Origin of the sequence: Cupriavidus sp. SS-3 (assembly GCF_035818815.1) — a bacterium.
Lineage (GTDB): Bacteria > Pseudomonadota > Gammaproteobacteria > Burkholderiales > Burkholderiaceae > Cupriavidus > Cupriavidus taiwanensis_C.
The window spans coordinates 85,965-98,108 of the sequence record NZ_JAYLVT010000024.1 but is presented as its reverse complement, the minus strand read 5'-3'; the positions used below and the strand labels follow the sequence as shown (position 1 = coordinate 98,108).

Genomic DNA, 12,144 nt, shown 5'->3' with positions numbered 1-12,144 from the left:
GGAACCCATGGAAAAGTTCACCGTACACAGCGGCCTGGTCGCGCCGCTCGACCGCGAGAACGTCGACACCGACGCCATCATCCCGAAGCAGTTCCTGAAGTCGATCAAGCGCACCGGCTTCGGCCCCAACCTGTTTGACGAGTGGCGCTACAAGGATGTCGGCGAGCCCGGCATGGACAACAGCAAGCGTCCGCTGAACCCGGACTTCGTGCTGAACCAGCAGCGCTACCAGGGTGCATCGATCCTGCTGGCGCGCCGTAACTTCGGCTGCGGCAGCTCGCGCGAGCACGCGCCGTGGGCGCTGTCGCAATACGGCTTTCGCGCCGTGATCGCGCCCAGCTTTGCCGACATCTTCTTCAACAACTGCTACAAGAACGGCCTGCTGCCGGTGGTGCTGAGCGAGCAGCAGGTCGACCACCTGTTCAACGAGACCAACGCGTTCAACGGCTACCAGCTGACCATCGACCTGGACAAGCAGGCCGTGATCACGCCGTCTGGCCAGGGCTACGAGTTCGACATCGCCCCGTTCCGCAAGTACTGCATGCTGAACGGCTTCGACGATATCGGCCTGACCTTGCGCCATGCCGACAAGATCAAGGCCTACGAGGCCGAGCGCGTGGCGAAGATGCCGTGGCTGAACAACCGCCTGGTCGGATAAGACTCAACCGAGGAAGACAACAATGAAGATCGCAGTCCTGCCGGGTGACGGCATCGGTCCCGAAATCGTTGCGGAGGCCGTCAAGGTCCTGAACGCGCTCGACGAGAAGTTCGAACTCGAAACCGCGCCCGTGGGCGGTGCCGGCTACGAGGCCGAAGGCCATCCGCTGCCGGAGAACACGCTGAAGCTGGCCAAGGAAGCCGACGCCATCCTGTTCGGCGCCGTCGGCGACTGGAAGTACGACAGCCTGGAGCGCGCGTTGCGCCCCGAGCAGGCCATCCTGGGCCTGCGCAAGCACCTGCAGCTGTTCGCCAACTTCCGTCCGGCGATCTGCTATCCGGAACTGACCGGCGCCTCGAGCCTGAAGCCCGAACTGGTGGCCGGCCTCGACATCCTGATCGTGCGCGAGCTGAACGGCGACATCTACTTCGGCCAGCCGCGCGGCCTGCGCGAAGCGCCGGACGGCCTGTTCCAGGGCGCGCGCGAAGCCTTCGACACCATGCGCTACAGCGAGCCCGAAATCCGCCGCATCGCGCACGTGGCGTTCCAGGCCGCGGCCAAGCGCGGCAAGAAGCTGTGCAGCGTCGACAAGGCCAACGTGCTCGAGACCTTCCAGTTCTGGAAGGACATCGTGATCGATGTCAGCAAGGAATACCCGGAGGTCGAGCTGTCGCACATGTACGTCGATAACGCCGCGATGCAGCTGGTCAAGGCGCCCAAGAGCTTCGACGTGATCGTCACCGGCAATATGTTCGGCGACATCCTGTCGGACGAGGCCGCGATGCTGACCGGCTCGATCGGCATGCTGCCGTCGGCGTCGCTGGATGCCAACAACAAGGGCCTGTACGAGCCGTCGCACGGCTCGGCGCCAGACATCGCCGGCAAGGGCATCGCCAACCCGCTGGCCACCATCCTGTCGGCGGCGATGATGCTGCGCTACTCGCTGAACCGCGCCGAGCAGGCCGACCGCATCGAGAATGCGGTCAAGAAGGTGCTGGCGCAGGGCTACCGCACCGGCGACATCCTGACGCCGGGCTGCAAGCAGGTGGGCACCCGCGAGATGGGTGAGGCCGTGCTGGCGGCACTGTAAGTCACACGCAACAGGGCACCGCAATCGCGGTGCCCTGCGTTTTATTTGTCCCCAATTTGCACGCTGCGGCAGCGCCGCAAAATCGTGTAGACTCTGCCGATGGCCCGATTTTCCCAGTCCACCCTGACTGCTGTTGTCGCCCTGACCGCTACCCGCGGCCCGGTTGGCACGATTTCGCTCGGCCAGACCGCAACGACGATTAAAACCATTATTAAAACCGCGATCGCCTAGATCCGTTCGTCGTGCCTGCCCGTCTTCCCCGCGCAGCCACGCCGGGCGAGGAAAATGGCGGGGAAGTAAAAATCACATCCGAGGTAAATCATGATTGTAGGTCTCGTCGGTTGGCGGGGAATGGTCGGCAGCGTCCTGATGCAGCGCATGCAGGAAGAGCGTGATTTCGACCACATCGAACCCGTCTTCTTCAGCACGTCCAATGCCGGCGGCAAGGCGCCCGCCATGGCCAAGAACGAAACCACGCTCAAGGATGCCAACGACATCGAGGCACTGAAGAAGTGCGACGTGGTGCTGACCGCCCAGGGCGGCGACTACACCAACGAGGTCTTCCCCAAGCTGCGCGCGGCGGGCTGGAAGGGCTACTGGATCGATGCGGCGTCGTCGCTGCGGATGAAGGACGATGCCATCATCGTGCTGGATCCGGTCAACCAGGGTGTGATCAAGGACGCGCTGTCCAAGGGCGTGAAGAATTTCATCGGCGGCAACTGCACCGTCAGCTGCATGCTGATGGGCCTCGGCGGCCTGTTCCAGGCCGACCTGATCGAGTGGATGACCTCGATGACCTACCAGGCGGCCTCGGGCGGCGGCGCGCAGCACATGCGCGAGCTGCTGACCCAGTTCGGCACGCTGAACGCGTCGGTCAAGCCGTTGCTGGACAACCCGGCCTCCGCCATCCTGGAGATCGACCGCCAGATCCTGTCGACCCAGCACGGCCTGTCGGCGGAAGAAACCAAGCAGTTCGGCGTGCCGCTGGCCGGCAACCTGATCCCGTGGATCGACAAGGACCTGGGCAACGGCCAGTCCAAGGAAGAATGGAAGGGCGGCGCCGAGACCAACAAGATCCTGGGCCGCGGCGAGGGCTTCCTGGGCGCGACCGGCGCCACGCCGATCGCCGTCGACGGCCTGTGCGTGCGCATCGGCGCGATGCGCTGCCACTCGCAGGCCCTGACCATCAAGCTGCGCCGCGACGTGCCGCTGGACGAGATCGAAGGCATGCTGGCCGCCCACAACCCGTGGGCCAAGGTGGTGCCGAACACGCGTGAAGCCAGCATGACCGACCTGACGCCCGCGGCCGTGACCGGCACGCTGACCATCCCGGTCGGCCGCCTGCGCAAGATGCAGATGGGCGGCGAGTACCTGTCGGCCTTCACGGTCGGCGACCAGCTGCTGTGGGGCGCGGCCGAGCCGCTGCGCCGCATGCTGCGTATCCTGATCGAGTCCTGATCGCAGGCCGCCACCTGTGGCCTGGTTGCGCCCGTTGCAGCCAGGCAACAGAATGCAGCGCTTTGCTTACGACGCCGCGCCCATGCGCGGCGTTGTTGTATCCGGGCGCCTATTTTGCTGGGCGATGCGTCACAATACGCCGGCATGCGCCCCGCGCCCCGCAGGGACGGGCGCCTGCGCGCAGGCTGGCAAAGGGCCGCAAAGGGCCGCAAAGGGGCCGTTCAGAATGCCCCGCCGGCCGGGCGGACCTGGTTAATGGAGTCGGTTGTCGGGGTCGGTTTGTCGATTCATATCGCTACTAAAACATAACGGAGCACAAGGTGAGTGTGAGCCAACATCGCCGGAAAGATGCGCCTACTGCCCGTCAGCGCTGGTCAACGCTGGCCGTCACGGCACTGGGCCTGCTGCTTGCGCAGCCGGCCGCGTATGCCGCGGGGTTCGGGCAATTGCGGGTTCAGTCGAATCTGGGGCAGCCGCTGCAGGCTGAGATCGACATCAGCGGGGTCACCGCCGAGGAGGCCGCCGGGCTCAGCGTCAAGCTGGCGCCGCCGGGCGCCTATGCCGCGGCCGGGCTGACCTATCTGCCAAGCGTCGGCAACCTGCGGCTGGAACTGGAGCGCCGCGCCAACGGCAGCTACGTGGCACGGGTCCGCTCCAGCCAGCCGATCAGCGAGCCCTTCGTCGATATCCTGGTCGACATGAGCTGGGCCAGCGGCAAGGTCTCGCGCGCCTACACCTTCCTGCTCGACCCCGCCGGGGCCAGGGCTTCCAGCCAGACTTTCTCGCCGGCACCAGTGGTGCAGGCCGCCACGCCCGACGCACCGGCCGCGCCGGCACCTGCCGCCGCGCCACCCGCGCCGGCGCAGCAGACTGCGTCCGGCGCCGACGCGGAGCCGGCCCGGCCTGCCGCACCGGCCCGTCCCTCGCGCCAGGGCACTCGGCGCGCCGCGGCGACGCCGGCCGCAGGCACCGACATGGCACCCGGCGGCGGCTACACCGTGCAGCGCGGCGACACGCTCTATGGCATTGCCGGCGAAGCCGTGCAGGGCCAGGAATCGGTCTCGCTGGACCAGATGCTGGTGGCGCTCTATCGCAACAACCCCAACGCCTTCATCGGCGGCAACATGAACCGCCTGCGCAGCGGCGCGGTGCTGCAGGTGCCGACCCCACAGCAGGCGCAGGCGGTGACGCCCAGGGCCGCGCGCCGCGAAGTGGTGGCGCGCACGCAGGGCTTCGACGCCTACCGCAGCCGGCTGGCCAGCGCCGCCGCGGCCAAAGCGGTCGAGCCCGACAGCGGCCGCCAGCAGTCCGGCAACGTGACCGCGCGGGTGCAAGAGCAGACGGCACCGACCGACGGCCCGCGCGATGAACTGAAGCTCAGCAAGGCCGCGCGTGGCGCGCAGGCCGACGCCGCGGCCAAGGCCGAGGCCGACGTCGCGCGCGAGCGGCAGCTGAAGGAAGCCGAGGCGCGCCTGGCGCAGCTGCAAAAGAACGTCGGCGACATGCAGAAGCTGCTCGAGCTGAAGAACGCCGAGATCGCCAAGCTCAGCCAGGCCAACGAGGCCGCGCTGGCCGACAAGGAAAAGGCCGACGCCGCTGCCAGGGCGGCGGCAGCGCCGGTCGTAGTGCCGGCCGAGCCGCCCAAGGCCGACGCCGTGGCGGCCACCGCGGCGGCCGCAGCAACCGCTGCCGCGGTTGCGAATGCGGCCGGCGCCAGTGCCGCGGCCGCCGTGGCGCCCGCGGCAGCCTCCGCCGTGGCCGCGGCCCCCGCCTCGCAGCCTGCCGCCGGCGTGGCAGCCAGCGCGGCCCAGGCCGCCGCATCGACGCCTGCGGCCAAGCCTGTGCCGCCGGTGGTCACGCAGCCCGAGCCGTCGTTCCTCGATGGCCTGCTGGCCAACCCCATGCTGCTGCCGGGCGGTGGCCTGTTGGTGGCGTTGCTGGGCGTGTACGCGATCTATCGCCGCCGCCAGAAGCAGAAGGAGAGCGAGGCCACCGGCTTCGGCGACAGCATCCTGTCGCAGGAGAGCACGGTGATGGCAGGTGCCAACTCGCTGTTCGGCACCGCCGGCGGCCAGAGCGTCGACACCTCGCAGCACAGCGTGTTCGGCGCCGACTTCCGCATCGGCAACAACACGCCGGAAGCCAACGAGGTCGACCCGATCGCCGAGGCCGAGGTCTATATCGCCTACGGGCGCGATGTGCAGGCAGAGGAAATCCTGCGCGAAGCCCTGGAGAAACACCCGGAGCAGCAGCCGGTACGGCTCAAGCTCCTGGAGATTTACAGCAACAGACAGGATGTGGAAGGGTTCCGCGTGATTGCAGAGGAAATGTTCGCCCAGACTGGCGGACACGGAGCGGAATGGCTGAAGGCCGCGGAAATGGGGCGCGCGCTGGAGCCCGGCAACGCGCTGTTCATGGTGGTGACGCCGGAGGCGGCGGGCCCCGATACGGCATCGCCGGCAACCGATCAGTGGCGCACGCAGGATCCGTCGCAGAATCCTGCTTCGATCGCGCGGCTGGAGCCGTCGCTGGGTGACCTGTCGCTGCCGCTGGATGCCTTCCCGGCACCGGCCGCCGGCGACCCCATCGTCGCGCCGGCCTCCGCGGCGATGGTGTTCGGCACCGAGACGCCGCAGCCGGGCGAGGCGGTGCGCCTCGACATGGGCCTGCCGGGCGCCGATCCGCTCGCCGATGACGACGTGCCGACGCTCGACACGCCGACCCGCGGCCGCCCGCTGGAGTTCGACATGTCCGGACTGTCGCTGGACCTGGGCAGCGCGCCGCAAGGCAACGCCGCGAGCCCGGCCGCGCTGGACGAGGCCTCGGTGCCGCTTCCCGCCACCACCATGCTGCGCGACGGCAAGCTGGCCGAGCCGATCGACCTGTCGCGCGTGGCGCCCGATACTGCCGGTAGCCTGGGCCAAAGTGTGTCGCCGAGCACCCTGTCGGCCGACGGCATGGACGGCGGGCGCGACATGCAGATCAAGCTGGACCTGGCGCGCGCCTATATCGAGATCGGCGACAAGGAAGGGGCGCGCGAACTGCTGCAGGAAGTGGTCGACCAGTCGCAGGATCCGTTGCAGGCCGAGGCCCGCTCGCTGCTGCTGGAAGTGGCCTGAGCTATCATTGGCGGTCCGGCCGCGGCAGGCGCTGCCGCGGCCCGAAGCGATGCGCCGGAAGCGTCCCTTCCGGCGCATTTGCTTTTTCGGCGCGCATAGCCAGTGCGCCGCCATGCTTTTTCCCCTGACATGAACCGCATCGCCCTTGGCCTGCACTACGACGGCGCCGCCTTTTCCGGGTGGCAGTCGCAGCCGCACCGCAATACCGTCCAGGACCACCTCGAAGACGCCATCGAGCGCTTTGCCGGCGTGCGCCTGCTGACCACGGTGGCGGGGCGCACCGATACCGGCGTGCACGCGCTGGGCCAGGTGATCCACCTCGATACCGAGCTGGCGCGCGAACCCTTTTCCTGGGTGCGCGGCGTCAACGCCTTCCTGCCGCCGTCGATCGCGCTGCAGTGGGCGCTGCCGGTGGACGACGGCTTCCACGCCCGCTTCCTGGCGTACGAGCGCATGTATTACTACGCGCTCTACACCGGCCCGCACCGGGTGCCGCTGGTGCATGGCCGCGCCGGCTACCAGATGCTGCCGCCGGGGCAACGACTCGACGTGGACGCCATGCGCGCAGCCGCCGCGCACCTGATCGGCGAGCACGACTTTTCCGCGTTCCGCGCCGCCGAATGCCAAGCCAAGTCGCCGGTCAAGACCATGTACGACGTCACCATCCGCGACCACGGCAACTGGGTGTTCCTGCGCTTCCGCGCCAGCGCCTTCCTGCACCACATGGTGCGCAACCTGATGGGCTGCCTGGTGGCGGTGGGGCGCGGGCGCTACCCGCCGCAGTGGCTGGCGCAGGTGCTGGCGGGGCGCGACCGCAAGCTGGCGGCGCCGACCTTCATGCCGGATGGCCTCTACCTGGTCGGGGTCAAGTATCCTGATGCTTACCCGATCCCCGCGGCCGACCCGTCCGCGAGCCTGTTCCATGGAGTGTTCGATGACGCAGCCTGAGGGCAGTGCGGCGCACCTGCCGCAGCGCACCCGCATCAAGATCTGCGGCCTGACCCGCGAGGACGACGTGCGCGCCGCCGTCGACGCCGGCGCCGACGCGATCGGGCTGGTGTTTTACCCGAACAGCCCGCGCTACGTCGACGTGGCGCAAGCCGCGGCGCTGGCCGAGGCCGCCGGGCCGTTCGTCACGGTGACCGGCCTGTTCGTCAACGCCGACCTGGAAGACATCGCCCACGTCGCGGAGCGGGTGCCCCTGACCTTGCTGCAGCTGCATGGCGACGAAACCCCGCAGTTCTGCACCCAGGCCGCCCAGCGCTGCGCGTTGCCGTTCCTGCGCGCCGCCCGTGTCCGTGCGGGGCTCGATTTGGTAGAATTCGCCGATCAATACCGTGATGCCGCTGCCTTGTTGCTCGATGCCTTCGTCGAAGGCTATGGCGGTGGCGGCCACGTCTTCGACTGGACCCTGATTCCTCCGGCATGGCTTCCGCCCAATCCTCCGGTTATGGCAACCGGCAACCCGAACGCAAGCGGCGCTCCTCGCATCGTTTTGAGTGGTGGGTTGAACGCGCAAAACGTCGCTGGCGCGATTGAACGCGTGCGCCCCTACGCCGTGGATGTAAGCAGCGGGGTAGAGGCCGCCAAGGGCGTGAAGGACCACGCCCGCATTGCCGAGTTCGTGCGCGCTGTCCGCAGCGCCGAGGCCGGATGAGCCGGATCGAAGCCCGCTCCCTTGCCCAACCCGTGTCCCGCCGCTTTCAGGCGGCCGTCGCGCACCCAGTCAACCACGCGCCCTTGCCGGCTGAGGCAAGGCCGCTGTTCCGAAGAGCCTAGACATGTACGACCTGCCCGATTCCCGCGGCCATTTCGGCCCCTATGGCGGCACCTTCGTGTCCGAAACGCTGGTGCACGCGCTCGATGAGCTGCGCGACGCCTATGCGCACTACCAGAAGGACCCGGAGTTCGACGCCGAATTCCGCCGCGAGCTGAAGCACTTCGTCGGCCGCCCGTCGCCGATCTACCACGCGCAGCGCTGGAGCGAGACGCTCGGCGGCGCGCAGATCTACTTCAAGCGCGAAGACCTGAACCACACCGGCGCGCACAAGATCAACAACGTCATCGGCCAGGCGCTGCTGGCCAAACGCATGGGCAAGCCGCGCGTGATCGCCGAGACCGGGGCCGGGCAGCACGGCGTGGCCACGGCCACCATCGCCGCGCGCTTCGGCATGGAATGCGTGGTCTACATGGGCGCCGAGGACGTCAAGCGCCAGGCCGCCAATGTCTACCGCATGAAGCTGCTTGGCGCTACCGTGGTGCCGGTGGAAAGCGGCTCGCGCACGCTCAAGGACGCGCTCAATGAGGCCATGCGCGACTGGGTCACCAACGTCGAGAACACCTTCTACATCATCGGCACCGTGGCCGGCCCGCATCCGTACCCGATGATGGTGCGCGACTTCCAGTGCGTGATCGGCGAGGAAGCCAAGGTGCAGATGCCCGAAATGACCGGGCGCCAGCCGGATGCGGTGATCGCCTGCGTCGGCGGCGGCTCCAATGCCATGGGCATCTTCTACCCGTACATCGAACACAAGGATGTGCAGCTGATCGGCGTCGAAGCCGCCGGCGACGGCCTCGACACCGGCCGCCACGCGGCCTCGCTCACCGGCGGCACGCCGGGCGTGCTGCACGGCAACCGTACCTACCTGCTGCAGGACGACAACGGCCAGATCATCGAGACCCATTCGGTCTCGGCCGGCCTGGACTACCCGGGCGTCGGGCCCGAGCATGCCTGGCTCAAGGACAGCGGCCGCGCGCAGTACGTGCCAGTCACCGACGATGAGGCGCTCAAGGCCTTCCACGACTGCTGCCGCATCGAGGGCATCATCCCGGCGCTGGAATCGAGCCACGCCATCGCCTATGCCTGCAAGCTGGCGCCGACGCTGCCCAAGGACAAGCTCTTGCTGGTGAACCTGTCCGGCCGCGGCGACAAGGACATGCACACCGTGGCCGAGCGCGCGGGGCTCAAGCTCTGATGCGCGCGCTGCCTCCGACCGGACTTGCCGTGGGCGGCGCCGGCGCGCCGGATGCTGCCGGCGCGCCCGACTCCGCCGCGCTGCGCCTGTTCCAGGAAGACATGTTCGAGGGCATTGCCCGCCTGCCGGACGGCTCGGTCGACCTGATCGTCGCCGATCCGCCGTACGGGCTGGGCAAGGACTACGGCAACGATTCCGACCTGTTGTCGGGCCAGGCCTACCTGGACTGGTCCGAGCGCTGGATGGACGCGGTCGTGCCCAAGCTCGCGCCCAGGGGCACGCTCTACCTGTTCTGCACCTGGCAGTACTCGCCGGAGCTGTTCGTGATGCTCAAGCGGCGCCTGACCATGATCAACGAGATCATCTGGGACCGCCGCGTGCCCAGCATGGGCGGCACCACGCGCAAGTTCTCGTCGGTGCACGACAACATCGGCTTCTTTGCCAGGGCGCGCGACTACTACTTCGATCTCGACCCGGTGCGCATCCCGTACGACGCCGAGACCAAGAAGGCGCGCAGCCGGCCGCGCTTCGAGGGCAAGAAGTGGCTGGAGGTGGGCTACAACCCGAAGGACCTGTGGAGCGTCTCGCGCATCCACCGCCAGGACCCGGAGCGCGCCAACCACCCGACGCAGAAGCCGCTGGAGATCGTCGAGCGCATGGTGCTGTCGAGCTGCCCGCCGGGCGGCCTGGTGCTGGATCCGTTCGCCGGCAGCGGCACCACCGCGGTGGCCTGCCTGCGCCACGGCCGGCGCTTTGTCGGCTACGAGATCAACCCGGAGTACGTGCAGGTAGCGTGCGGGCGCGTGGCCGCTGCCGCAGAGGCCATGCCCGCGCTCGAGCCCGATGCGACCCCAACCCTGGCCGCCGCCAACGACGATGTCTCGCCGGCGCCGCGGCCTCACCTGATTCCCTGATATGTCCCGTATCCAGAAGACGTTCGCGGCGCTGGCCGCGCAGCAGAAGAAGGGCCTGATTCCGTTCATCACCGCCGGCGATCCGGAGCCCGGCCTGACCGTGGCGCTGATGCACGCGCTGGTGGCGGGCGGCGCCGACGTGATCGAGCTGGGCGTGCCGTTCTCCGACCCGATGGCCGACGGCCCGGTGATCCAGCGCGCCTCCGAGCGCGCGCTGGCGCAGGGCGTGTCGCTGACCCAGGTGCTGCAGTGGGTGCGCGAGTTCCGCCAGGCCAATGCGGACACGCCGGTGGTGCTGATGGGCTATGCCAACCCGATCGAGCGCATGGGCGAAGAGGCCTTTGCCAAGGCTGCGAGCGCGGCCGGCGTCGACGGCGTGCTGGTGGTCGACTATCCGCCCGAGGAGTGCGAGTCGTTCGCCGGACTGATGCGCGACCACGGCATGGACCCGATCTTCCTGCTGGCCCCGACTTCCACCGATGCACGCATCGAGGCTGTGGCCAAGGTCGCCAGCGGTTATCTTTACTATGTCTCGCTCAAGGGCGTGACCGGTTCCGCATCGATCGACCTGGACAGCGTGGCCTCGCGCCTGCCGCTGATCAAGCAGCATGCCAACCTGCCGGTCGGGGTGGGCTTCGGCATCCGCGACGCGCAGACCGCGCGCGCGATCGGCAGCGTGGCCGATGCGGTGGTGATCGGCAGCCGGCTGGTGCAGTTGCTGGAGGATACGCCGCGCGAGCAGGCGGTGGCCGCGCTGCAGGCGTTTATCGCGGAGATCCGCCAGGCGCTGGACGCCAAGTGACCGGATCTTCGCCCGGAAGGGCTCAAGAAGTGACCCGGCGTGCCTAATAAGCGCGCCGCGCTTCGAGGTCATGGGCCCGCCGTGGTAAATTCGCGGGTTGATTCCCTGCCACCTGCCGAAGTTCGCCCTGACACAGGGTTTGCCGGCGGTGCGCAGCTATCCGAAAGGAGCTTTCATGAGCTGGTTGGATAAACTCCTGCCCCCCAAGATTCAACAGACCGACCCCAGCACCCGCAAGGGCATCCCCGAGGGGCTGTGGGTCAAGTGCCCGTCGTGCGAGTCCACCCTGTACCGGACCGACGTCGAGGCCAACCTGCACGTCTGCCCCAAGTGCGACCACCATATGCGCATCAGCGCGCGCGCGCGCCTCGACGCGCTGCTCGACGCCGAAGGCCGCTATGAGATCGGCCAGGAAATCGTGCCGGTCGACGCGCTCAAGTTCAAGGACTCCAAGAAGTACCCCGACCGCATCAAGGCCGCCATGGACGAGACCGGCGAGACCGATGCCATGGTGGTGATGGGCGGTGCCATCCACACCATCCCGGTGGTGGCGAGCTGCTTCGAGTTCGAGTTCATGGGCGGCTCGATGGGCTCGGTGGTGGGCGAGCGCTTCGTGCGCGGCGCGCAGGCCGCGCTCGAGCAGAAGGTGCCGTTCATCTGCTTTACCGCCACCGGCGGCGCGCGCATGCAGGAAAGCCTGCTGTCGCTGCTGCAGATGGCCAAGACCACGGCGATGCTGAACCAGCTGAGCGCGGCCAAGCTGCCGTTCATCAGCGTGCTGACCGACCCGACCATGGGCGGCGTGTCGGCCTCGTTCGCCTTCCTGGGCGACGTGGTGATCGCCGAGCCCAAGGCGCTGATCGGCTTCGCCGGCCCGCGCGTGATCGAGCAGACCGTGCGCGAGAAGCTGCCGGAAGGCTTCCAGCGCTCGGAGTTCCTGCTGACCAAGGGCGCCGTCGACATGATTGTCGATCGCCGCAAGATGCGCGCCGAACTGGCGCAACTGCTGGCGCTGCTGCAGAAGCAGCCGGCCGACGCGGTGGCCTGACACCGCCAATATCGCGGTACCGAAGGCGCGGGTGGTTGACGCGCCTTTCGCCTTTTCTGGACGCCCGCCGGCGCGCACCC

The 12,144-nt window shown here is 68.2% G+C and carries 11 protein-coding genes; all 11 read left to right on the top strand.

What is annotated here, in order from left to right; genetic code table 11:
* The first annotated feature begins 7 nt into the window (after positions 1-7).
* The 11 genes from leuD to accD all read left to right on the top strand — a co-directional run bounded on the left by leuD (position 8) and on the right by accD (position 12,064).
* A complete protein-coding gene (gene leuD / locus U9J39_RS26855) occupies positions 8-658 on the top strand; it encodes a 3-isopropylmalate dehydratase small subunit (protein ID WP_115710199.1) in 651 nt (216 codons plus the stop codon).
* A 22-nt stretch (positions 659-680) separates the two neighbouring features.
* Entirely contained in the window at positions 681-1,748 is a 1,068-nt protein-coding gene (gene leuB, locus U9J39_RS26850; protein ID WP_115680677.1) for a 3-isopropylmalate dehydrogenase, read from the top strand.
* A 99-nt stretch (positions 1,749-1,847) separates the two neighbouring features.
* Positions 1,848-1,979: a hypothetical protein gene (locus tag U9J39_RS26845; RefSeq protein ID WP_012353360.1), complete on the top strand. Its 132-nt coding sequence runs from the start codon at positions 1,848-1,850 to the stop codon at positions 1,977-1,979.
* Between the two features lie 90 nt (positions 1,980-2,069).
* A complete protein-coding gene (gene asd, locus U9J39_RS26840) occupies positions 2,070-3,206 on the top strand; it encodes an aspartate-semialdehyde dehydrogenase (protein ID WP_112773928.1) in 1,137 nt (378 codons plus the stop codon).
* A gap of 320 nt (positions 3,207-3,526) precedes the next feature.
* A complete protein-coding gene (locus tag U9J39_RS26835) occupies positions 3,527-6,325 on the top strand; it encodes a FimV/HubP family polar landmark protein (RefSeq protein WP_326348553.1) in 2,799 nt (932 codons plus the stop codon).
* A gap of 129 nt (positions 6,326-6,454) precedes the next feature.
* Positions 6,455-7,273 carry a tRNA pseudouridine(38-40) synthase TruA gene (truA, locus tag U9J39_RS26830; RefSeq protein ID WP_115680674.1) on the top strand — a complete coding sequence of 273 codons (819 nt, stop codon included), beginning with the start codon at positions 6,455-6,457 and terminating at the stop codon, positions 7,271-7,273.
* Entirely contained in the window at positions 7,260-7,982 is a 723-nt protein-coding gene (locus tag U9J39_RS26825; protein WP_115710196.1) for a phosphoribosylanthranilate isomerase, read from the top strand. Before truA ends, U9J39_RS26825 begins: the two co-directional genes overlap by 14 nt.
* Before the next feature lie 124 nt (positions 7,983-8,106).
* Positions 8,107-9,300 (top strand): tryptophan synthase subunit beta, encoded by a 1,194-nt coding sequence (gene trpB, locus U9J39_RS26820; protein ID WP_115710195.1) that lies wholly within the window; start codon positions 8,107-8,109, stop codon positions 9,298-9,300.
* Entirely contained in the window at positions 9,300-10,214 is a 915-nt protein-coding gene (locus tag U9J39_RS26815) for a DNA-methyltransferase (RefSeq protein WP_115710194.1), read from the top strand. Before trpB ends, U9J39_RS26815 begins: the two co-directional genes overlap by 1 nt.
* A gap of 1 nt (position 10,215) precedes the next feature.
* Entirely contained in the window at positions 10,216-11,016 is an 801-nt protein-coding gene (gene trpA / locus U9J39_RS26810; RefSeq protein ID WP_115710193.1) for a tryptophan synthase subunit alpha, read from the top strand.
* 175 nt (positions 11,017-11,191) lie between these two features.
* Complete coding sequence (accD, locus tag U9J39_RS26805) at positions 11,192-12,064, top strand: acetyl-CoA carboxylase, carboxyltransferase subunit beta (protein WP_062800953.1); 873 nt, start codon at positions 11,192-11,194, stop codon at positions 12,062-12,064.
* The last annotated feature ends 80 nt before the right edge of the window (positions 12,065-12,144 follow it).